This is a genomic window from Paenibacillus amylolyticus (assembly GCF_003719335.1).
Taxonomy (GTDB): domain Bacteria; phylum Bacillota; class Bacilli; order Paenibacillales; family Paenibacillaceae; genus Paenibacillus; species Paenibacillus amylolyticus_D.
The window spans coordinates 189,077-212,554 of the sequence record NZ_RIAS01000010.1 but is presented as its reverse complement, the minus strand read 5'-3'; the positions used below and the strand labels follow the sequence as shown (position 1 = coordinate 212,554).

Here is a 23,478-nt window from a genome sequence, read left to right as displayed (position 1 = left end):
AAGGATTGGGATTATGTTCTGATATCAGCTTTGCCTGATCCTGTATTCATATCCTATTTTATCATGCACAAAAATTTCCAGTCATACAAAGAGCGCCTTTACCACGGTCCTTCAATGAGCACACAGCAAGCCGTAATCAGTACCCACGAGCTGTAGAAATAGCAAAAAAGCGAGTACTGCCCTCCGATAAGAGGATGTACTCGCTTAGAATATTACTGCCTATAATCCACGTTTAGATGGACTTAGAAAGAACCTTTTACAACGACTTCGGACAACGGGAAGCGACCTGATGGACGAGCTGGCTCAGCAGCTTTACCTACAGTAATCAGCAAAGTTGGCACAAAGCGTGCAGGGATGTTGAACGCTTCGATCAATTGTTGTGGGTTGTATCCGCCCATTGGGCAAGTGTCGTAACCCAGTGAACGTGCTGCCAGCATAATGTTTTGGGAAGCAAAAGAAGCGTTGCGGATTGCTTCATCACGAGCGATTTGCGGGTTTTGGTAAGCACCGTTAATTTGACCCACCAACGCGTCACGAACTTCAGCAGGCAGCGCGCCAGCTTCAACAGCTTGATCGTAAATGAATGTATTGCGGTTCGCTTCCAGATCACCAAGAACGGCAATCGTAACAGAGCTGTCCACTACTTGTGTTTGTCCGTAAGCGATAGGCAACAACTTTGCTTTGTCTGCTTCGGATTCAATCACGAGGAATCTCCAGTGTTGCAAGTTCCAGGAAGACGGGGCTTCGGAAGCTGCAGTCAAGATTGCGTTCAGGTCAGCCTCTGGCAATACAAAACCTTTTTCATACTTTTTAACTGCGTGACGTTCGCTAATGACGCTGAGTGTTTCATTTTTTTCAGTAACGGACATGTGTTCCACTCCTTAGTTCTGTTTGGAATATTATATTTTTACGTTCGCAAAGCACGCCTTGAAAGCCAATCCGCCCCAAGCACAGGCCTTCCGAAAATAACATCAGCGCAGACGAACGCTCCCCATCTGTGTTCACGTTATGCCCGGAATTACCTCAACTTTCAAACTCTTTCACACCGGAGCATACGCCTCTCTTACACTTTTCTCCCATGCCTGTTTAACCACATCATCATGCACTTAAAGCCATGACTCTGACAGCACCCATTCAAGTCTTCTCTTTGGTAGATACACCTTCCATCGGAAACGGTCCTTCCCCACGCTCAATGCTTTGCTTCACATCAAGTATCGATATGCGGTCGAAATAAGCGCTCAGCGCCTCTTCCCCTCCATCGTATATAGCCCCCATCACACCCTGCATATTAGAGGAAACTTTACACGGTGAACCCGATTCACCTGAACACCAGCTTGGCCCGAGCGAACCTCCGGCGACCAGTCTGTACACTTCTCCAAGCTTAATCTCTTCACTTGGCCGACTAAGCAGGTATCCCCCATGAGCACCTTCTTTGGTCGTCAAGTAACCATGTTTACGCAGAACACTCAGTACCTTGCGGACTCTGGCCGGGTGTGTGCCCACACTTTGAGACAGGTCTTCACTGTTGGCCATACACTCGCTTCTCATTGATAGAAAAACAAGACAATGCACCGCAATGGTAAATTCGCTGTTCATAACTTACTCCCTTCCCGGCATACAACACCGATGAACTTCATTCCAAGGTAAGTATAACTGTCATTATATGAGTAACAGTTATGTTTGTCAACATTTGCTCCTGAACGTCATTTGATCATAGATTTCCCTGTTATATCAATACTTACACTCTCGCGGGTGATCTGCCGAAGGCTGATTCAAAACCTGAGGTTGAAAACGTTCTATGCATAAAAAAGTGAGCCTTTCGCTTCGCGAAGGGCTCCAATAAGATAGACATATGAAAGGGCTTACGTGATTATTATAATCGCTAATCTTCATTTTGAAAACGCTTTTTTTGTAAAGTTTGATTTTAAGCTGATTTAGGAGTTATCCCGTTATGCTGAAAATTTATATTGCGTAAACTAATGGTATTAGTTATATTACTAACATCATTAGTTTTAGGAGGATTTCCGATGCGTATCACCCGTGAGTACGATGTTCACCAAATCTCATTCCTTCCCCGTCTCTTTCCGGTAAATGTCTACCTGGTTGAAGAGGATCAAGCCTTGACTCTGATTGATGCCGGAATGCCCTTTAGTCTCAAAGGTATTCTGGAGACAGCCGCTTCCTTGGGGAAACCCATCACCACCATCATCCTGACTCATGCCCATGCGGACCACGTTGGGGCGCTTGATGGTCTTAAGGATGCGCTCCCCGATGCTGAGGTATGCATCTCCAGCCGAGATGCCAAGCTGTTAACCGGGGACACATCGCTGTTGCCGCACGAGCCGCAGACCCCGGTACGCGGCAGTGTGCCCAAAGGCATCCGTACGAAGCCGGATCGCCTGCTCAAAGATGGCGACCAGATCGGATCGCTGGTCGCTATTGCTTCTCCAGGCCATACGCCTGGGCATATGGCCTTCATGGATACACGCAGCCGAGTGTTGATCGTCGGCGATGCGTACCAAGTGCGCGGGGGCCTCGCCGTGTCCGGCCGCGTGCGCCCGCTCTTCCCGTTCCCTGCGCTGGCCACGTGGAATCGCGAAGCGGCACTAGCCAGCGCGAAGCGCCTGGCGGAGCTGGAGCCGTCCGTGCTGGCCGTTGGCCACGGACGAATGCTCCGCCAGCCCGCGGCGGGCATGCGCGCGGCAGTCGCTGATGCGCAGCAGCGACTGCACCCAGCCGGGGGGCAGCGATGAGCCCCCGGCAAGGTCTGGATCGCGGCGCGCTGCTTGACGCCGCGATCCAGATCGCGGACAGCGACGGCTTTGAGGCGCTGACTCTTGCCGCTCTTGCGAAGCGGCTGGATGTGCGCTCGCCGTCGCTCTATAACCACATCAGCGGGCTCCCGGGGCTTCGCCAGGAACTGGCGCTGATGTCAGTGCAACAGCTTGGCCTTGCCGTAAACGAGGCTGCGGCGGACCGCACCGGCGACGAGGCCATTCAAGCCATCGCCGCCGCTTATATTGGCTTCGTTCGCCAGCATCCCGGGCTCTATGAAGCCTCATACCATGCACCCGACCTGAATGAACCGCAGCTCGCGGCATGCAAAACAGATCTGCTGAACATGCTACTGCATACATTGCAGCCATACCCCCTTACCGAAGCGCAAGCATTGCATGCTGTTCGGGGATTACGCAGCCTCTGCCATGGTTTTGCCTCCATTGAGGCGCAAGGTGGCTTCGGCATGGATTTCAGTCCGGACGACAGCCTGCGTCTGACCGTGTCCGCTTTTCTTCACGGGCTGCGCCACCTGTCCGAAGACGTATAAACGAAGGGAAAAGCTAACTCTGTCGGGATATACGCTAGCATCTATAGCTTATAGTCCCTATGAACAGAAAGGTAAACGTTTCTGGACAACGCTAACGCTAAGTATCCAAGCAAGAGAAAACAGCCGCGACACTCGTAAGCAACCGAACGAAAGAAGATACTCTCGGGAGCTGATCTTCACCAAGTAATCGAAGCCCGTCTAACCAAACGAATTAAGTTCCCCGCACCGCTTGCAGCTCCTAGCACAAGCGGTGCCCCACTTCATGGCAAGCATGTCCGCGACTAAGCTAACCCCGGTCAGATTAATTGAATCTGACCGGACTACTACAACTACTACAATTTCCTCTCAACAAAGTGAGACTTCCATACGTCTGCCAAAATTCTAACGATCACCACAGACCTTATATACTCGATAAACAGCCTTTTGGAATTCTAACGATCACCAGAGACGCTATTCTCTCAAAATTGGGCTAAAAACCGTGAAAAAGACCGAAATTCATAAAAATAAGGTTTCTCGTGATCGTTAGAATTAAATGAGCACAAAATGCGGCAAATAAGCTTCCTGGCGATCGTTAGCCTGCAAGGCTTGTGTGCAGGAGATAATTGAGTCGGGATAGTCGAGATATACCGTGCAACGTCTGTCCATCTGTAGTAATCGCTTGTTAGTATATCTGCTTCATTTCCTCTTATTCGTATAAACGACAACTCAGCGGGAACAATACTAGGGCGTGTCTTGAAACCTACTGAAGTGCATCTTCCCCCTTTTTCGCCCCCTGCTACGTCACTTTCCCTTGACGTGCCCCGGCACGCCTGCGGGAAACTTCCTTGCTTGGAACGAAAATTCGGCAAAATCTGCTTTCTTCAGAGTTTACAGACACTCCCTACATATTTTCCAAATAAAAACGATCAACATGGCCTGCATTTTTAAAAGATATGTGTTCTATCGAGTTCCTGTGTTTGTGCTATAATAGGAACTGAAAAATCAGGTCATTTTGTACTTATCCGATTTTACGGATTACATATCATTGTAGAAAGAAGGCGTTTACGTGGCTCAAATCTCTCCGTACTATCTTCAAATCGGGGCGACCGTTGGCATGCTTGTCATGGCCTTACTTGCCATCTTCATTCGTATGAAAGCCAGCCACCGGCCGGTCACCATCCGTAAAATTATTATTCCGCCGCTCGGCATGAGCACAGGCTTCTTTATGTTTGTTGTACCAGAGACACATGTTCCGCTATTGTGGGCATTCATCGCGCTCCTGGTTGGCTGGTTTATTTTCTCGTATCCTCTCATTCGCAGTACTCGGTTTGAACGCGTAGGGGAAGAGATTTTTGCCACACGTTCCCGCAGCTTTGCCTTCATTTTGCTAGGACTTCTGGCTGTACGCCTGATTCTGCATGAAGTCATCCAGAAATATGTCAGCATTCCGCAAACCGGCGGCCTGTTCTTCCTGCTGGCGTTCGGTATGATTGTGCGCTGGCGTGTGTATATGTACAAACATTACAAGGAAGTGCTCGCTGTTCAGAACTAGATGGTAGCTAAAATACTCCGGCTCTGCCATGATTTTTATAGGTCTAGAGCAATAAAGTTTTAACATTTAAACAATCAAGGTATTAAGCATCTACCAATCACATTGATCACATCAACATCAACTTATAAAGACACGTTCAACACACCTTCAAAAGGTGCCGAGAACGTGTCTTTTGCTTTTGCTCTACTTTTGCTCTAATTTTTGCTCTACTTCTATTCTAACCTTTGTTTAGCGCTTTTGGTTTCACTTTTACTTTCGTTCTAGCCTTTGCTCTTATACTCCTATGCCTACTTTTATCTTCAACATGAGAATAGGAGAATCGCAGGCTGCAACCACTTGATCAGAACTGTCATGCGGAAGTCGCTTTGATAGGCGGAATGAATTAATTCATCCATCAACCCATATGATCTAACTTCACTTCATCTATTGAGGGTCTGCAACCTTCACCAGCTGTTTGCCCAGATTATCTCCGGAAAAAAGACCGATGAAAGCTTCTGGCGTCCGTTCGAAACCATTCACAATGTTCTCTTCATATTGAAGTTTACCTTCCTGAATCCACTTAGCCAGCTTGGCACGGCCTTCCTTGAAGGACTTCGTATAGTCGCCCAGCAGAAAACCTTTCATCAGCGCCGTGTTCGTTAGCAGCAGCGTTTGTGGACGCATGCCGATATCCGGTTTCTCCAGATTATAAGACGAGATCTGTCCGCACAGCGGAATACGTGCATTCCGATTGATATGACGCAGTACAGCATCCGAGATATCGCCGCCAACATTGTCAAAATATACGTCGACTCCGTCAGGACAAGCCTTTTCAATCGCTGCCGACATATCTTGCTCCGTCTTGTAGTTAAGCACAACGTCGAAACCAAGCTTTTCTCTCAGATAAGCACATTTATCGTCAGAACCTGCAATACCGACCACCCGCGCACCGACGATTTTACCGATCTGACCCGCGATCATACCCACAGCTCCTGCCGCACCAGAGACTACAACGGTCTCTCCATCTTTGGGTTTGCCGATATCCTCCATGCCGAAATACGCGGTCAAACCTGTCAGGCCCAATGCACCGAGATAGGCTGTAATTGGAGCCTCGTCTGAATCAATCAGTGACAGATCTGTTGTATTGACCGCAGCATATTGCTGCCAGCCCCACATCCCCGTCACTAGATCACCTTTGCGTAAATTTGGCTCGGATGATTCCACAACTTGCCCGATCGCGCCTCCCTTAATGACTTCATTCAGGGCGTACGGCGGTGCATAGGATTTCGTATCTTTCATTCGTCCCCGCATGTACGGGTCGACCGACAAATATAATGTACGAACCAGCACTTGTCCAGCTTCCGGTTCAGGTAGCGATTTCTCAACAAATTCAAAATTCTCTTTGGATGGGGTTCCTTCAGGACGGGAAGCCAGTACGATCTGTTTGTTTACACTCATCAAAATAACCTCCTGATTCCCAGTGGCTTCAAGGTCAGCCCTTGTCATCTGCAGTAACACAGGCGCACCACTGGCTCTATGTTGATCTTCATAATAGTTTAAACCGAAACAGGCGGATCACAAACGTGGGCCGCCCGGAAATATACAAATATCGTCAAATTATAGTTCTAAACCATGCTTCGTATCGTTTTTTCAAGTATCCTTATTAGGAATCTCAGTCACCCAGCCTTATAGCTTTTCTGAACTAAATTTACCACACAGTGATAATGAATTAGCCAATAGTGAAATGACACCATCTTTTCATACTGGGCGGGTAGCCTTACATCTGTTGCGTGTAATCCACCCATCTGAATCCCTACCCCATCTTATTGCGCAGTCAGAATGACCGGTCCATCGGCTGTAATGGCAATGGTATGTTCATACTGAGCGGACAGACTCCCATCCAATGTACGCGCAGTCCAACCGTCTGAATCCAGCTTGCTGCGGAATGTCCCAATATTCAACATCGGTTCAATGGTGATGACCATGCCTTCCTTAAGCCGCGGACCACGATGCGGTGGGCCATAGTGAGGAACCTGAGGTTCTTCATGCATCTTCTCTCCGATACCGTGTCCAATAAATTCACGAACCACGGACAGACCTTCTCCTTCAGCATACGTTTGAATGGCATGCGAGATGTCTCCGATCCGGTTACCGACAATAGCAAACTCAATGCCTTTGTATAGAGAGTTTTTCGTCACGTCCAGCAAATGCTGCGCTTCAGGACTTACATTCCCCACAGCATAAGACCAAGCTGAGTCTGCCAGCCAGCCATCCAAATTCACGACCATGTCGATGGTAACGATATCGCCGTCTTTCAGCACATATTTTCCCGGAAAGCCGTGACAGATCACATCATTAACCGACGCGCATGTCGCATAAGGGTACCCGTTGTATCCCTTTTGCTCCGGTATAGCGCCATTTTTCTTCATAAATGCCTCTGCAAACTGGTCAATTTCCTGTGTCGTGATCCCCGGACGAATCAGTTTTGCGATTTCTCTATGGCACGCAGCCAGAATTTCTCCAGCTTTTCTCATTTGTTCAATCTGTTCTTTCGTCTTTATCGTGATCATGCCAACTACTCCTTGTCCGTTATGATCTTATCCTGTCTTCTATTGTAACGCGAAACGCTCAAAATAAAAAATTCCGATAACTGAACCAACATCCTATTATACGCCAAGCTGTGAATGAATGAGTATTTTTTTCTCCAAAAACACGAAACCGTCTTGGGCAAGCCACGTATTAGCATAAAAATAACTGAAAACGAAAGGATGAACGACTCATGTTTAAGAAGCTCATAGGCAAACTCATCGACTCCAAGTCCTCATCTCACCACAAACGTTACAGTTCTTCCAACAGACGTTCCTATAAAAAATACAGCAGTTCCTCTGGCAAACGCGGCTACAAGCGCTATTCCTCATCCGATATGAAGTACAGGGATCAGCGCCATGGATCAGGGTATTACAAAAGCAGAAAGTATAGCTCCAGCTAAACGATACTGAACCTGCCCAATTTATATGCCCAATGAGCTATGGTCTAACTTTGCTCAACTCTGATTGAATCTGACTCTTAACCACCAGATATAACAAAGGGGTGTTCCATCGATACCGTACACACGGTCTTCGGAACACCCCTGCTTTTTATTTGATATGAACCCTTACTTCGCTCTTCTACTTCTACAGCAACGCTCTCAAACGATCCATCTCATGCTGTAACTCTTCCGTCCCGCCAACATAACCTGGGCGAAGCCCAAGCAATCGCTCCAGCATCTCATGCAGTTCAGGCGTAAGCCGAAGCTCTTCTTGCCAGCTGGCAGGAGTGCTGCCTACCTGCGGCTCATAGGCGGAGTACAGCATGAAAAGCAAAAAGTGACCGATATCCTGCAGATCCTGATCTGGTACAGCCGGTTCATCTTCAGGCTCAGGCACATCTTTCATTCGGCGTTTCAACTCTGGCAACAACGGCTCCCCCAAGCGTCTTGCCAGGCCAAAATCAATTAAATGCACTCGTCCCTCTCGTATAATGACGTTAGGGATTCGCACGTCGCCATGAATGAATCCCTGCTCATGTACATGAGCTACCGGAGCCAATAGCTGAGAAGCGAGTTCCACGCATTGACGCTCTGTATATTGCTGACCTTCTTCGAAGATCAATTGTTCCAGCGTCTGTCCGCAGACATACTCTGTCACCATATAATTCTGTCTTCGCACGTTAAAAGTATCCAAAAGCTTAGGAATTGCCGGGTGATACAGATGCTGTAATACATCCGTTTCCCTGTTCAGCAGCCTCGCAGCAAGCTTCCCCTTACTCGGTTTCGATTCCTTCAACGCGACTTCCCTTCCAGTCTGCTGATCCACGCACAGATAGGTCAGTCCATAACTCCCCATGCCTAGAAGCTCCCGTATCACATAACGATCCCCTACAACCGTTCCTTGCCGCCTAGGGCGATCTGTAAATAAACCGAGCAATCTTTGCCAGCTTCGCTCCAGCTCCACGTTGCCTCCCACGCCAGCTTCTGATGTCTGATCCGGTTTCCTGTCATGAGAAACGGCTGATCAGCGGCTGGACTTCATGTTGTATTGGAGCTAATTATAGCAGGCTATACATATGAAATCACGATCATCCATCATGCAGAATCACTTAGGCTTCTTTATGTTTCTTTGGCATCAAGCCAAATAACATGCGAAGCGAAGTGATTTTGGACTTCCGTTTACGTCCCTGATAACTGCGCAAATTCGTCACGAGTTCGCGGTCTCGTTCCTCCTCCAGCTTTTCGTTCATCCACTGACGTTGCTTCTCCATCTGTTCCTGAAGCGCAAGATGAGTCTCCGCCAGATGCTGGAGTGTCAGCTCCAGTTCATCCACCCGGTGCTGCAGCACCTGAACGCGATCTTCCTGTTCCTCCTTGGGTTCTACCGCACCGTAGGTGACCTCACTTACAAGCTGGCCGAGCCCTTCATAGGATCTCAATTGCCCATACTGATCCACTTCCAGCGGCGGTAACGGATTAGATCCAGATAAGACCGTACTGGCTACAGCACATTCCTGCTCTGTTTGCTCACGAATGGCTTGGACAGACTGCTGTTCTGTTTTCCCTTCTGCTGGAGACAGCACCGTAACCACCGCATCAGCCAGAGGCAGGTTATGCTCTCTAAGCTCAGTCATCAGACGTTCAATGCACTCGATATCATCGGATTTGAACAATCTGGATTTATTCGCAGAACGTTCGAAGCGGTATCCCTGCTCCTCAAGTGCTGCCGCATATTTACGAAGAGTACTGGCACCTATACCCAGGCTCTTGGCCGTTTCCGTCGTTGCTCCTACTTCTTCAATCATCATAAATTCCCTCCCGGTATGAAGTCTTTTGGGCTTGCAAAATAACGACTTTAGCGCTCCTGCAACGAACTGTCATCGGATCGGGTGACCTTTCTCTTACACTTTGTCTTGCACAACATTGGACTATGCACATGAAACATGAAACCTTAAACAACCCAAAACAACCTTCCTCATGTAACCCGCCAGTGCTTCTCTCTTTGCATGTCGGTAAGTATTCGTCAGTCTACTTGCAGAACCCTTTGACGGTTTAGTTCTGTTTCTAGGGATTCATAAGAACTTTTGTCAGGTATATATTTCGCATAAAATCTCCTTCATCCGACAAGCTACAGGAATGCTGTCGTGTCGAAAACAGTATATGAAAATGCCGTCTAAATTTCGGAGTGCATCGAATTGATGTCAATTTTGTTAACTCCACTACTCCAACACGCTCCCGCGACAGAGGGAATCATTGCTGTATCGCTTTCCCTTGTGTTATCTTATGTAACGTAGAATTGAATGTCGGCATAAAATAAAGCACTATACTTAACATAACAATAATCAAGTAACGGATAAATCCAATGTAAACGGAGGCTGAAGGCAGTGTTAGGCAAATCAGGGAAAGTAGCAGTCATCGGGGCGGGTCTTGTAGGTTCAAGTTGTGCATATTCGATGATCAATCAATCGATATGCAGGGAGATTATGATGGTCGATCGGACGTATGACCGTGCTGTAGCACAGGCACTCGATTTTTCCCATTGCATGGACTTTACACATAACCGAACGAAAGTGTACGCGGGAACGTATGCCGATTGCGGCAGTATGGATGTCATTATTTTGACCGCAGGAGCCAATCCAAAGCCTGGACAGACAAGACTGGATGTTCTGGAGGAAGCAGAGTCCATTGCCAAAGATATCGTAGTTCCGATCATGAACAGTGGTTTTAACGGCATCTTTGTTGTCGCAGCCAACCCCGTGGACATTGTTACGTATATGGTATGGAAATTGTCCGGTTTGCCACGTGAGCGTGTTATCGGGACGGGGACTTCGATTGATTCTTCAAGGCTCAAAACACTGCTCTCCGAGGTATTCTCCATCGACCCGCGCAGCGTACACGGCTACGCACTCGGTGAGCACGGCGAGTCCCAATTCGTGGCCTGGTCACATGTTACCATCGGAGGCAAGCCTATTCTGCATATTTTGGATCAACACAAGGAACGGTTCAAACATCTGGATCTGGACGATATCGCCAAAAAAACGAAGGATGCGGGCTGGGAAATTTTTACCCGTAAAGGTTCGACCCAATTTGGCATCGGGAATGCACTTGCCCATATTACTCGCTCCATCCTGAATGACGAGCATAAAATTATTGCCGTATCCGCGATTCTCGATGGCGAATATGGACAGCGGAATGTTTGTGCAGGAGTCCCTGCAATCATCGGGGAAGGCGGCATTCAAGAGATTATCGAATTAAATCTCGATCAAGCAGAGGTTGAGAAATTCGAGCGTTCCTGTGAAATTTTGTCCGGTAATATTAACCGCCTAACCCTAGCCTGAGTCTCCGTAACTTCTGAATAACAACAGGTTTAATCCATGAGCTTGTTACAAAATAGAACACAAAAAACAACCTTCATTTCACCACACTGTGGAAATGAAGGTTGTTCTTCTACACTAAATTTTTAATCCGTTGGACTTAATCCAATGATAATCACATGCATATCCACTTAACTAGGCCCGATTCGCGGCTCATCAGACGGTCCCCATTGCTGGAGGACACGCTTCAATTCACTTAGCATCACCGGCTTGCTGATAAAGTCCCGCATGCCAATCTCCAGACAGGCCTCTTTATCTTCCCGCCTGGAATTGCCTGTTACGGCAATAATCGGAGGAATCCGATCCTGTGGAATTAACCGATGCAGCAAATTCGTAGCTTTGAGCCCGTCCATAACAGGCATATGAATATCCATCAGCACAATATCATAGGCATTCTGCGAGATGGCATCAATCGCCTCTACACCGTTAGTGCACACATCAGCCTCATAGCCCAGCTTCTCCAAATATTCCTGTAGAATCTTCCGGTTGACCGGATGATCTTCCGCTACGAGAATACGCATTGCCACCTTGTCACTTTGACGTGTGCGGTCATGCTGGAACTCACTTGCTGACTTTTCACCTGATGCTTCAACTCGCGTCGTCGGAATGGCAAACCGGAAAACGGAACCTTCTCCTTCGGTACTCTCCACACTAATGCTTCCACCCATAATTTCAACAAGTCTCTTGGAGATCACCAGCCCAAGTCCAGTACCGCCGTATTTGCGATTAATTACCGGATGTAGTTGCGAGAACGACTGGAATAGCTGATCCAGCTTGTCCGCAGGAATACCAATACCCGTATCCTCCACCGCAAAATCAAGGACAGTATCCTCAGGCTTGCTCCCCTTGATGATATCTACCGTGACATCAATACTTCCCTGATCTGTGAATTTCAGTGCGTTGCCCACAAGATTCACTAGAATCTGCCTTATTCGCATGGAATCTCCTGCCATATAATCGGGGATATTCGGATTCAGACGAAAACGAATATCCAGATGTTTCTCGTCTGCCCGCGGCTTGAACAGCTCCGCGACCTGCTCCAGCATCTTGCGCAGCGAGAACGGCTCGTAGGCCAGGGCCATTTTACCCGACTCCAGCTTACTGAAGTCCAGAATATCATTCAGGATGTTCAGCAGTGCATCGCCGCTCTCTTGAATGATCTGAGCATACTCCCGCTGCTCCTCTGACAAGTCTGTACCCACCAATAGCTCGGTCATTCCTACAATGCCGTTCATGGGTGTCCGGATTTCGTGGCTGACGAGCGAAAGAAATTCGGACTTGGCCTGTGCAGCCAGCTCAGCCGTTTCCTTGGCGCGAACAATTTCACGTTCACCGGTAACGTCATTAAAGACAACTACCGCACCACGAATCTGACCTTCATCAATAATCGGAGTAACCTGATATTGGACGAGGAAACTGCTCCCGTCTTTTCGCCAGAACACATCCTCCGTCACTGAACGCGCATGACCATCGAGCACCGTCATATGAATCGGACATTCTTCTTTTGGAAAATAACTTCCGTCTGCACGGGTGTGATGGATAATCGGGTGTGAACTTTTGCCAATGAATTCATGTGCTTCATAACCAAACATGGATGCCGCCGCCGGATTCATGAACATCGTAATACCATCCGCATCGAGGCCGTAGATTCCTTCGGTAACGGTATTGAGAATCAACTCATGCTGCTTGCTCAGCTCCTGAATACGCTCTGTGTATTCCTTGCGCTCCGTAATATCCGATACTATACCGTAAGCACCCACCATTTCGTTATCTACAATGATGGGCACATTGGTTACTGAAACTTCGATCTTTCGGCCACTGGAACTCACAACACGAGACTCATAGTATTGGGCTTGCCCCTGCTTCACAAGCTCAAAACAGGCTTCACCTTTGTGCATTTCTCTTTTATCCAAATTCGACAGAAAGGACTGCCCGATCAGCTTGCTGCGCGGGATATCAAGCATCTGCACCATATTACTGTTCACAGCACTATAGTTCCCTTCCAGATCGAGGGAGTATACCGCAGCCGGATTATATTCAAACAATGACTTGTAACGTTCACGACTCTCGCGGAGACGTCTGTCAGCATCCATCTGCTGGGTAATATCCCTGCTGATGCTGACAATTTGCGTTATCTTGCCAAGCTCGCCAGCCACGGGTTTCGCCAATGTCTCCATCCAGATGTAGTGACCATCCTTGTGCAGCACCCTCATCTTGCACCCATTACCAATATTCGAAATGGGCAAAGGGTCAGGATAATCCCCCGGGTAACAGTAAGATTTAAATGATTTTCCTGTGACTTCCTCCGGCTCATAACCAAGCAGTGTACGAACAGATGGAGACACATACAGGAGTTCGCCATCTATGGCACAGGTTGTAATCAGATCTTGTGCATGCTCGGCCAGCACCTGATACTTCTCCTGTGTCTCCTGCAGTTCCTGCTCGATGATAACCTTGTCCGTGACATCCTTGGCAATTCCGTAGATGCCGACGACCTCATCACCTTCTGTTATAGGTATATAGGTCACCTGTGCATGTTTCACAGTACCATCTTTATGATAAAACGCCATCGATTCACTGACTGAATGTCCAGCCAGCACTTCTTCAATGAATTGTACTCGTCTCTTTTCACTTTCAGGCGGGCTGATGCGATCCCGACTCACCCCTGCAAGCTCTCCAATTTTGTAGCCGGATAACCGTTCAAAGGAAGGGTTAGCATCCATATGATTCCCTTCAACGTCCATCACATAGATGGCATCCGGGTGGTTAAAAAACAATGATCGGTAAGAGCTACCCTCAGAAATAATTCGTTTCAGGGTTTCCGTTTTATTACGCTCCAAAGGCTTACCCCTCTTTTCTCAGCCAAAATCTTCTTTTCACACTGCATATACGCCACTTCTGGCTGTAACAGGCTTACCCTCGAATAACCATGTTCGACTGACTAGAAACAGCTTTTTTTATTTTACCAGATTCTCGTCTCATTTTGCTTATCAAATAGGATAAAATTCACATCACTGGGCATGCAAAAGATGGAATTATATCTTTATCGCATAATATAAAAAAACTGAGACTGTCTGCATACCAAATCATTGGATGCGCAGCCTCAGGAAGGTTCATTTGTTATTCTCATCGTACTTAAGCTTTATACTTCCTTCTTCGAAAAATAAATCATGCCAATCGCAATAAACAACGCGGCGCTCCCCCCAACTACGGTCAAAAGTGTACCGAGCGGAACATTGAATGCACCGAACCCTGTGCCCTCGATGGGAAGCATCAGAATCATCGGCTGTGCCCATGGATAATATGGCCCATACGTTGCGGAGTTTGCAACCAAAATATTAGGTATCGTTAGCGCAAAATTCAAGGCAAGCGGCGCGGCGAAGCTGCTCCAGATCAGAGACACAAACATCTGTAATGCCGCCAGCGGGATACATGCCAGAAGTCCAAGCAGCATTTTGCTGACAAGGAATCCCCAAGGTACCGGGGTTGCCATGCCATGGATTAACCCTGTCAATACGATACTTCCGAATAGAAGCAACTGTGTACCAGCCAGGAGCAGTAACACAATCGTGAATTTGCCTAAATACACACCTGTACGTGTAAGTGGCAAAACCAAGAGTTGTTTCCATCCGCCCCCTGCATGTTCAAAACGACATACAAATGAGGTGAATACACCTGTTAGCATCGGTAACAAAAGCATACCATGAATCATCACCATGGCTGACATCAATGCTCTCCAGTCACCCGATGGGGAAGACAGCAGACCAATGAGCAGTGCGATTAACGGACTGATCAGAACCAAAAGCGAGATCGGCGATTTTGCCATTTTCAAACGTTCCGCAGATAAGATACGAAAATAGGTTGCTGCAAAATTCATATCAGGCCACATCCTTCCGGCTGAAGTGTATCATACCTGTCAGCAGAATGATGATTGCTAAACCTGCACCCATTCCTGCATATAGGTACGCGTTAGGCGCGCTCCAAGCCATTTGTGCCCAAGCAAGTGGAAAATGTGGAGAGATGCTGAGTGAAAACATACCGGTGATGGCAAGAATAATGCCGAATGTAACCGGTAGCGCCTGATTTTTGGATACCAGCGTAAACCATAATTCAATGGACAATACAGGCAGTGCGCCTGCAAGCGGCATAAGCCCCAGCTTCAGCGCCTGTGCCCACGGTATATCTTTGGCATCGAAACCAAGCACAAGCCCCAGTCCAACAACCCCCGCGGTTAACAACAGACATGATATCATTAGCAGCACACAAGCCAGCAGAAACTTTGCAAGATAAACGGCTGGTCTTTTAATCGGCATCGCCAAAAGTTGCTTCCACGACCCCTGCTCATGCTCTATTCCAGCTATCATCGAACTCAGAATGGTCGCACCCAGCATTAAAGCGAGTGGCACAAAAACAATTACGTTACCCAGCAGACCTCCCCACAAATTATCGGCATACTGCTCTTTCAGATAATCCAGTCGTAATCCGAAATTCAAAGCCTGCATGGCCGTTAACCCGATTGGGGCAAGAAACACCAGAAACCAGATGCCTTTACCACGAATTTTAAGCCAGTCGGCTGACAATGCACGTCCTGTCATAGCGAAGCCCCCTCGCCAATGACACGCATGAAGAGATCCTCCAAAGACTGTCTCTGTTCTTCGACCCGGTATACATCATGATCCTGTTCAATTAAACGACGCACCAGCAGTGCAACTGCGCTGTTATCCATGTAGGGGAAGGTAAGCTCAGCACCCTGCCTCTGACCAAATTGCCCCTGCTCACGAGCAAGCTTCATGGCTGCCTCCGGTTCCGACACCGTAAGCCTGATTGAGCTGCCTGTCTGACTATGCAGACTTGCCATCGTATCCTGCATCACCATTTTGCCATCTCGTATAATGCCGACACGGCTCGCCATCTGCTCGACTTCACTCAGCAAGTGACTGGATACAAGAACAGTGATGCCATGCTCCAGCGGCATACGTTTGATGAGTTCCCGAATCTCCTGAATCCCCGCTGGGTCAAGTCCGTTCGTTGGCTCATCCAGAATAAGCAATTCCGGTTCACCGAGCAGCGCGCTGGCAATACCCAAACGCTGTTTCATGCCAAGGGAATACCCTTTTACATTTCGTTTAGCATCTTTCGTCAGATCAACAATAGATAACACTTCCGCAATCCTTGACTTGGGTACATTGATGATGCGACGCAGCACCTCAAGATTCTCTACCGCATTCAGATGACCATAATACGAGGGGTACTCTACCAAAGAACCTACGCGACGCAAAATGTCCATACGGTCCTTACGAATATCTTTGTCGAAGACCCTGATGACCCCTTTGGTCGGTTTGATCAAGCCAAGAAGCATGCGGATCGTTGTTGTTTTGCCGGCACCGTTGGGACCAAGGAAGCCGTAGATATCTCCCTTTTTAATATGAAGATCAAGTTCACGAACCGCCGCGCGGTCCTTGTATGTTTTCCATAAATTCGCTGTTTGAATAATATTTTCGCTCATTCATCATCACCTCGGAACTATCGTAACCCTCCAAGGTTAAAGCAAGCGTACGTCCAAGGTTAAGTTTAGTTTAAAAAGAAACCTCTTCTCCCTGCGTTCAAACTTCCCGATCATTCTCTTTGCCGCTGTATAGATAGGTGCGGACACCCGCATCCGAGCTATCTACCCGCTTCCGCAAACCCATCTCACGAATCAGCAAATCGACAATGGACAAGCCAAGTCCTGTGCCCTTCGTACCCGAATCCGGTTGAATCCCCGGCCCGCGATCCTCGATCACTACGGCAGTTCGGCCCTGAATCTGCTCCGTGAAAATGCGAATATACTTTCCGCTCGCCGCATGACGAACTACATTTTGGAACAGATTATCCAGCACACGCCGTAGCCCTTGCGCATCTACATCCCAGATTAGCGGAGTTTCAGGCAGATCGATATCGATCTCAAACTCTTCCTTCTCCCACACCGGATACCATGAAGCAGCAGCTTCTCTTATCATACGCAGTGCATCCTTCTGCTCCAGTTTTAAAGTGTATCTTCCACTAGTCAGCAGATTATACGTGAGCAAATTGTCGATCAGTTCACCAAGATCCTGTATCTTGCCTTCCATCCGACTCAGTGCCCGCACGCCTTGCTCACTTAGGTTTTCTTTATGCAGTGCATGCATATGTCCGCGAATTACCGTCAACGGTGTTCTCAGATCATGTGATAAACCCGCCACCAGCCGTTTGCGAAGCTGCTCCTCTTCCCGCTCACGCTGGAGGCTATCCGTTAACTGATATACCATCTGGTTAAAGGATTCCTCCAAATGTCCAATTTCATCCGATCTGTTAATGTCCACTGGAAGCGGTATGCCCTCCTTGCTCGGGGTAACCATGGCAGATTGCAAGTGAATCAGTCGTTTGCGAATTTTAGCAAAGAACAGAACGGACATCACAATAAAGATCACAAACACAATCAGCATCACTGCTCCAAAATAGATGAATTCTAATAGCCCGTTATTGGTGAGGTTTTGAATGAGCTCACGAGGGACTTCAATCACCATAAACCCTTGTCCCTTATTCACATTTCCTCCGCCAATAAAAGAAACCACGGTTAGAGGATCGCGATAGAAGGCTTGCTTCATAAACTGAACCGCATCATTTGGTGTCCATATTGCCGGGATCCGAGTCTCTGCTTTTTCTCCAGTTGCCAATGACCACTTCAGAATGACATCTGTATTTAAAGACTCCGGCTCCCCTTCCGAGGTGACTGAAGGATTTAATGACTTAGATTTTAGTACCTCCGCCTCTTCACCACCAAGCACTAACATCGTTCTGCCTGCCGCATCTACACGATACATAGCTGATTTAGGGTATTTCTCCTGCAGTTCTTTCATCCGTTTATCTATGATTTGGTCAGAAGCCCCGCCCAGTTTTTTGGATTCCATGGCCCACAGTTCGGTAATTTGGTCAGCGTTTCCGTAAGGCGCTTCTTCACTAGAGCTTACGTTATTGATGACCACAATAAAAGCCGTTGCTACCAGCGGCACCACAACAGGTACAAACAGTACCGCTGCCAAAATCAGAAGCATGTATCTGGACATCAGAGATCGCCCAAACTTTATTTTGGGACGGATAGGCTGTTCTGTTTTACTGCCTCTGTTCAGTTCAGACTTTCTTAACTTCCGTTCTCTAATCCACTTCATCATGGTTTCTTCACGCGATAGCCAACACCGCGTACCGTCTGAATAATGACAGGATTGGCCGGATCAAGTTCCAACTTCTCGCGCAGATGCCGGATGTGCACCATCAACGTTTTGTCCCCATCCAGATAAGACTCGTTCCAAACCGCCTCATAGATCTGTTCTTTGGTGCGGATCATGCCCATATGCCGAAGTAAATAAGCGAAGATGTGGAACTGTTTACCCGATAAAATAATCTCTTCCCCTGTCTGTTCATTGACGATCCGGTTATCCCGCTCATAGATCGACAGATGATCCAGTTTAAGTACCGCTTCACTTGAAGCTACCGCTCCTGCCTTCCGCAGTTGAACCTCAATTCGCGCTGCAAGCTCGTCCGGATGAAACGGTTTGGTCACGTAATCATCGGCAAAATCAAGTCCATGCAACTTGTCATCAATGGATGTTCTGGCCGAGAGCATGACGATGGGCACAGCAGGATATTCTTTTTTTAATCGCTGGCCTACCGTAAATCCGTCCAACCCTGGCAACATGACATCCAGGATGACTAGGGCGCAGTCTGCCACTGCCTCGGTGGCCCCTTCACCACTCCCAAGCCAAACGACCTCATACCCACGCTCCTCCAAGTCTTCTCTCACCCATGTTGCGATTTCCGTATCGTCCTCAATGTATAACAGTTTGGTTTTCATCTATGTACTCGTTTCCTTTCCATCCTCATTGGGTTAATGATATACCTGGGCAGCATTACTTATCTATATGAATTTTATGCCCTTTAATTTTGAATGGGCGAGCTTTCGCACCAGATTAAATTCAAGCCCGAATGCACAAGCTACAATGTTCGTTGTCTAGGTTTCAGTGCATTCCATGTCACTCGTTTGGAGCCAGTCCCCTCTGTTCATACCCTATTATAACGCAATCTGCAGTCACGTAATATGAAGCTATACCATTGAGCATGATGTCTACATACCACCTGTACTACTAGCATATTTAATCTACATTAAATTAATTGGTTTCTGCTTACTTCATTCATATCGGACAGGAGGAATTACATATGCTGCTTGAAGCCATCTTTCACCAACCGAAACGAAACTGGGCCTATGCCTATGATCAGGATACGATTCGTCTGCGTCTGCGTGCCAAAAAGAATGATCTCACCGAGGTGTATGCTCTGACTGGAGACAAATACGCGTGGGAGGAAACAAGAGATATGGTTCCTCTGACCAAATTGACGTCAGACTCTATGTTTGACTACTACGAGGGGGAAGTGAAACCTCCGTATCATCGATTGAAGTATGCTTTTTTGCTCAAAAGTGGAAAAGAACACATCTGGATGACCGAGACGGATTTCCAAGAGGAGGAGCCGGATGATCCAGGCCGCATGTTCCAATTCCCGTATCTTCATGCCGGAGCTGTATTCACACCCCCAGCGTGGGTGAAAGATGCTGTGTTTTATCAGATTTTCCCCGAGCGGTTTGCCAATGGCAACCCGGATATCAATCCCGAAGAGGTTGAACCTTGGGGTGGTGAACCCACACCCTTTAATTTCTTTGGCGGTGACCTGCAGGGCGTAATCGACCACCTCGATTACCTCAGTGAATTGGGCATTAATGCGATTTATTTCACGCCAATTTTTGAAGCCACAACCAATCATAAATATGATACCGAAGACTATCTGCGTGTAGACCGCCATTTCGGTGATGCTGACACGGTGAAGCGTCTGGTGAAGTTGTGTCATGAACGTGGTATTCGTGTGCTGCTGGATGCCGTGTTTAATCATTCTGGTAAAACGTTTGCTCCTTTTGTTGACGTACAAAAGCATGGTGCTCAGTCCAAATACAAGGACTGGTTTCACGTACATGAATTCCCGTTGGACGTGAAGGATGGCATTCCAACTTATGAGACATTTGGCTTTGAACCTCATATGCCCAAATTGAATACAGAGAATCCAGATGTGAAGGCCTACTTGCTCGAAGTAGCCGAATATTGGATCAAGGAAGTTGGTACGGACGGCTGGCGTCTTGATGTGGCTGATGAAGTGGATAATGCTTTCTGGAGAGATTTTAGACGAGTTGTTAAAGCGGCCAACCCGGATGCCTATATATTGGGTGAGATATGGAATGAATCTTCTTCCTGGCTGCAAGGTGACCAGTTCGATGCCGCCATGAACTATCCGTTCACCGCTGCCGTCAATCATTTCTTTGTGGAAGATAAGATGCACGCGGAACAATTCGCGAGTGCCCTTGGCCGCCAGCTATCCCGCTACCCACTTCAAGCGAGCGAGGTGGCATTCAACTTGCTCGACAGTCATGACACCCCGCGCCTGCTCACCTTGTGTGAGGGCGATCAACGCAAGATGAAGCTGGCTGCCTTGTTCCAGTTCAGTTATATGGGAGCCCCATGTATCTATTATGGTGACGAGATTGGGCTCGACGGCGAACATGATCCGGGATGCCGCAAATGCATGGAGTGGGACGAAGCGAAGCAGGATCGGGAGCTACTTCACTTTTATCAAAAGTTGATTGCTCTGCGCCATGCTCATCCTGCACTGCGTGCAGCAGGAACCATTCGTTTCCTGCAAGCTCAGGAAGGCGGCAGCCAGCTTGTGATGGAGCGGCAAAGTGACGAGGAACGCATCCTCATTCTGTTCAACCGTTCTGAGGAAACGGCCATCGTTGAACTGGACGCAGGGGAGCAGCCTTGGACGGAACTGTTTGAGGGCAACCATCGCACCGCTCTGGAAGACGGTATGCTTGCGATTGAACTGCCTGCTTACGGATATGCCGTGATTCGCACAGAAATAAAGTAGATGGAATTTTGAAACTCACCATAACTAACTGCCTTCTCCAATTATGATGGGTTGATTGCTATCTGGCTGGTTTAGGCACACTGAACAAACAAGCGTCTCGCATAACCTGAGCAAACCAGGTTCGCGGACGCTTGTTTGTTATGATGGAAAAACGACTTAGCATGCTCTATTACTACTTGTTGATCGGGTCCTGGTTGTATGCTCCTGAGCTATCTGACCTATCCTGTATATGATCCGACTTGCTATTCTGCCTCTGAGCCTGTTTGTGATGTTTCGGATGTCTCATCCGGCACTCGTTTGGCTTTGGGTTTCGCCAGCTTCTCCATCATCTTGCGGCCTGTAGGTGTCTGAGCGAGCCCACCTTGTGCTGTCTCGCGGTGACGACTTGGCATCGCACTGCCTACCTCCAACATAACGTCGATGACTTCGTCAGACGGAATGGCACTGCGTACACCAGCAAGTGCCATATCTGCGGCAGCCAGTGCAGTAACGGCACCGAGTCCATTGCGAACGATGCATGGAATCTCTACAAGGCCAGCAACCGGATCACAGATGAGGCCTAGTGTATTTTTCAAAGCCAATCCTACAGCATGCACCACCTGCTCTGGTGTTCCTCCGCGAAGCTCTACCATCGCGCCGGCAGCCATGCCGATCGCCGAACCTACCTCCGCCTGACAACCGCCCTCAGCCCCGGAGATAAATGAATTGTTGGCAATTACGTAACCGATAGCTCCGGCGCAAAACAATCCATTCACCAGATGTTCATCCGTCCAGCCAAATCGTTCTTGGGAGCTGATAAATACACCAGGAATGATGCCACAGGAGCCCGCTGTTGGCGTAGCCACGATCCGTCCCATAGAGGCATTCACTTCCGATACACATAACGCATAGGCCATGGCAAGGGCTGAAGCATCGCCAGAGCATGTTTCACCTTGGCGAATATATTCGGCCATCTTCTTCCCATCCCCACCCGTCAGTCCGCTACGTGAGGTGGTATCTTCTGTAAGTCCTTTGCGTACCGCTTCTTTCATCACCTGATAGTACTCCGACATCTGCTTTACCACGTCTGTTTCGGGTGTATTGGTCTCCTGTACCTGCTCTTCAATCATCAACTGTGCAATTGTTTTGGACTCCGCAGTGCAGATGGTGTTCAATTCATGTAGATGTTTAAACCGCATCCGAATCACCCCCTCTCTTCAGATCAATCACACGAATGTCCAGCATATGATCCAAAGAACGCAACTTGTTCAACGTGTCTTCACTCGGTGGTGCATCCATCTCCATTGCTGTTAGTGCCTCACCATCACGAGCCTTTCGATCCACTTGCATATAGCCGATATTCACTCCGGATGAGCTAATGGCGGAGGTCACGGATGCCAGCACACCTGCTTTATCAGCATGACGCAACACAAGTGTTGGAAACTCTCCACTGATCTGTACGCGAAAATCATTCAACGCATGTACAGACACACTGCCGCCGCCGATGGAAGCACCTACTAATGAGCATTCCCGTTCTCCGTGCCATAATTCAATCTTCACTGTATTTGGATGAGGCGCTGGCAGACCGCTGGTGTAAAATTCAACCTCCATGCCCGCTTCGGCCGCATATTGCTCTGCATCAGGGATGCGCGGATCATCCGTGACATAATCGAGCAAACCGCCAATGAGCGCCAGATCCGTCCCGTGCCCTTGATAGGTATCCGCAAATGAACCGTATAACGTGAGCCGCGCACGATCCGGTGTGCATCCCAGCCATTGACGTGCAATCCGGCCCAGCCTTGCAGCACCCGCTGTATGTGAACTTGACGGTCCCGTCATCGACGGGCCAATAATTGAAAAAACATCTTTAAATCGCACTTTTAACCCTCCAATTGGTTTTGTCATCAACATCTGGACAAGACCCACCACAATGTTCCTGATTTACTGAATGATGACATTAAAAAAGGACAGAAGAAGGCCGTTAGCCCTCCCTCTGTCCTTGATACCTGAGAGTTTCATGATCACAGCAATCGGGAGAACGAGGTCAAGTGCGTTTCAGTACAAGACGGTTCTCCAAGCTAAGAATCATATACCCCTTGGGTGGCGCATGTTGCGCACTCTCCAGAGCTGCGTCCAACGACGGTACATTTACCTGAGAGATTGACCACTGCGCCGGGTGCGCAGGAGCTTGCTCCTTCGGTGCCTGAACATCACGCCAATAATGCCTGGCACGTTCAAGTCTCTCCCGCTCGTTATCATTCGCTGTTATATCATT

General features: G+C 48.2%; 20 protein-coding genes and 2 riboswitches. Of the genes, 6 read left to right on the top strand and 14 right to left on the bottom strand.

The features are described from left to right. Nucleotides 1-242: 242 nt before the first annotated feature. Nucleotides 243-869: a nitroreductase family protein gene (locus EC604_RS18660; RefSeq protein ID WP_123065584.1), complete on the bottom strand. Its 627-nt coding sequence runs from the start codon at nucleotides 867-869 to the stop codon at nucleotides 243-245. Nucleotides 870-1,134: 265 nt separating this feature from the next. Then, a complete protein-coding gene (locus EC604_RS18655) occupies nucleotides 1,135-1,596 on the bottom strand; it encodes an RrF2 family transcriptional regulator (RefSeq protein WP_123065583.1) in 462 nt (153 codons plus the stop codon). Nucleotides 1,597-2,027: 431 nt separating this feature from the next. Here EC604_RS18655 and EC604_RS18650 point away from each other — a divergent pair, with 431 nt between their 5' ends. The 3 genes from EC604_RS18650 (at nucleotide 2,028) to EC604_RS18640 (ending at nucleotide 4,856) form a co-directional block, all read left to right on the top strand. Further along, nucleotides 2,028-2,753: an MBL fold metallo-hydrolase gene (locus EC604_RS18650; protein WP_123065582.1), complete on the top strand. Its 726-nt coding sequence runs from the start codon at nucleotides 2,028-2,030 to the stop codon at nucleotides 2,751-2,753. Next, nucleotides 2,750-3,325 (top strand): TetR/AcrR family transcriptional regulator, encoded by a 576-nt coding sequence (locus EC604_RS18645; RefSeq protein WP_123065581.1) that lies wholly within the window; start codon nucleotides 2,750-2,752, stop codon nucleotides 3,323-3,325. The genes EC604_RS18650 and EC604_RS18645 overlap by 4 nt, the downstream gene beginning before the upstream one ends. Before the next feature lie 1,045 nt (nucleotides 3,326-4,370). Further along, nucleotides 4,371-4,856, top strand: a complete 486-nt coding sequence (locus tag EC604_RS18640; RefSeq protein WP_192895131.1) for a CcdC family protein — start codon at nucleotides 4,371-4,373, stop codon at nucleotides 4,854-4,856. A gap of 423 nt (nucleotides 4,857-5,279) precedes the next feature. Here the strand turns inward: EC604_RS18640 and EC604_RS18635 are convergent, their stop codons facing one another. Both EC604_RS18635 and map read right to left on the bottom strand, forming a co-directional pair. Next, the gene (locus EC604_RS18635) at nucleotides 5,280-6,293 is read right to left on the bottom strand and encodes an NADP-dependent oxidoreductase (protein WP_123065580.1); all 1,014 of its coding nucleotides are present in this window, start codon (nucleotides 6,291-6,293) and stop codon (nucleotides 5,280-5,282) included. 365 nt (nucleotides 6,294-6,658) lie between these two features. After that, on the bottom strand, nucleotides 6,659-7,405 hold the full coding sequence (map, locus tag EC604_RS18630) for a type I methionyl aminopeptidase (protein WP_123065579.1): 747 nt from the start codon (nucleotides 7,403-7,405) through the stop codon (nucleotides 6,659-6,661). A 209-nt stretch (nucleotides 7,406-7,614) separates the two neighbouring features. Here map and EC604_RS18625 point away from each other — a divergent pair, with 209 nt between their 5' ends. Continuing rightward, complete coding sequence (locus EC604_RS18625; RefSeq protein WP_123065578.1) at nucleotides 7,615-7,824, top strand: hypothetical protein; 210 nt, start codon at nucleotides 7,615-7,617, stop codon at nucleotides 7,822-7,824. 184 nt (nucleotides 7,825-8,008) lie between these two features. On the opposite strand, the gene EC604_RS18620 is transcribed toward EC604_RS18625, so the two are convergent. Then, a complete protein-coding gene (locus EC604_RS18620; protein WP_240037014.1) occupies nucleotides 8,009-8,839 on the bottom strand; it encodes a serine/threonine protein kinase in 831 nt (276 codons plus the stop codon). Between the two features lie 133 nt (nucleotides 8,840-8,972). Next, nucleotides 8,973-9,668 (bottom strand): hypothetical protein, encoded by a 696-nt coding sequence (locus EC604_RS18615; RefSeq protein WP_151458097.1) that lies wholly within the window; start codon nucleotides 9,666-9,668, stop codon nucleotides 8,973-8,975. A gap of 579 nt (nucleotides 9,669-10,247) precedes the next feature. On the opposite strand from EC604_RS18615, the gene EC604_RS18610 reads away from it, so the two are divergent. Continuing rightward, the gene (locus EC604_RS18610; protein ID WP_123065576.1) at nucleotides 10,248-11,201 is read left to right on the top strand and encodes an L-lactate dehydrogenase; all 954 of its coding nucleotides are present in this window, start codon (nucleotides 10,248-10,250) and stop codon (nucleotides 11,199-11,201) included. 167 nt (nucleotides 11,202-11,368) lie between these two features. Here the strand turns inward: EC604_RS18610 and EC604_RS18605 are convergent, their stop codons facing one another. The 6 genes from EC604_RS18605 to EC604_RS18580 form a co-directional block, all read right to left on the bottom strand. Next, a complete protein-coding gene (locus EC604_RS18605) occupies nucleotides 11,369-14,077 on the bottom strand; it encodes a PAS domain-containing hybrid sensor histidine kinase/response regulator (RefSeq protein ID WP_123065575.1) in 2,709 nt (902 codons plus the stop codon). A gap of 302 nt (nucleotides 14,078-14,379) precedes the next feature. Continuing rightward, entirely contained in the window at nucleotides 14,380-15,114 is a 735-nt protein-coding gene (locus EC604_RS18600; RefSeq protein WP_123065574.1) for an ABC transporter permease, read from the bottom strand. A 1-nt stretch (nucleotide 15,115) separates the two neighbouring features. Continuing rightward, nucleotides 15,116-15,832, bottom strand: coding sequence for an ABC transporter permease (locus EC604_RS18595; RefSeq protein ID WP_123065573.1), 717 nt, complete (start codon nucleotides 15,830-15,832; stop codon nucleotides 15,116-15,118). Beyond that, complete coding sequence (locus EC604_RS18590) at nucleotides 15,829-16,743, bottom strand: ABC transporter ATP-binding protein (RefSeq protein WP_090918727.1); 915 nt, start codon at nucleotides 16,741-16,743, stop codon at nucleotides 15,829-15,831. Before EC604_RS18590 ends, EC604_RS18595 begins: the two co-directional genes overlap by 4 nt. A gap of 97 nt (nucleotides 16,744-16,840) precedes the next feature. Beyond that, the gene (locus tag EC604_RS18585; protein WP_240037012.1) at nucleotides 16,841-18,424 is read right to left on the bottom strand and encodes a HAMP domain-containing sensor histidine kinase; all 1,584 of its coding nucleotides are present in this window, start codon (nucleotides 18,422-18,424) and stop codon (nucleotides 16,841-16,843) included. Continuing rightward, nucleotides 18,424-19,107: a response regulator transcription factor gene (locus EC604_RS18580; RefSeq protein ID WP_123065571.1), complete on the bottom strand. Its 684-nt coding sequence runs from the start codon at nucleotides 19,105-19,107 to the stop codon at nucleotides 18,424-18,426. The genes EC604_RS18585 and EC604_RS18580 overlap by 1 nt, the downstream gene beginning before the upstream one ends. Nucleotides 19,108-19,469: 362 nt before the next feature. Between EC604_RS18580 and EC604_RS18575 the strand changes: the two genes are divergently transcribed. After that, complete coding sequence (locus tag EC604_RS18575) at nucleotides 19,470-21,224, top strand: alpha-glycosidase (protein ID WP_123065570.1); 1,755 nt, start codon at nucleotides 19,470-19,472, stop codon at nucleotides 21,222-21,224. Between the two features lie 242 nt (nucleotides 21,225-21,466). On the opposite strand, the gene sdaAA is transcribed toward EC604_RS18575, so the two are convergent. Both sdaAA and sdaAB read right to left on the bottom strand, forming a co-directional pair. Then, a complete protein-coding gene (gene sdaAA, locus EC604_RS18570) occupies nucleotides 21,467-22,402 on the bottom strand; it encodes an L-serine ammonia-lyase, iron-sulfur-dependent, subunit alpha (RefSeq protein WP_123065569.1) in 936 nt (311 codons plus the stop codon). After that, nucleotides 22,392-23,081: an L-serine ammonia-lyase, iron-sulfur-dependent subunit beta gene (sdaAB, locus tag EC604_RS18565; protein WP_123065568.1), complete on the bottom strand. Its 690-nt coding sequence runs from the start codon at nucleotides 23,079-23,081 to the stop codon at nucleotides 22,392-22,394. The genes sdaAA and sdaAB overlap by 11 nt, the downstream gene beginning before the upstream one ends. 113 nt (nucleotides 23,082-23,194) lie before the next feature. After that, a riboswitch (glycine riboswitch) is annotated at nucleotides 23,195-23,330 on the bottom strand. Nucleotides 23,331-23,334: 4 nt separating this feature from the next. Next, nucleotides 23,335-23,461, bottom strand: a riboswitch (glycine riboswitch). Nucleotides 23,462-23,478: the final 17 nt, after the last annotated feature.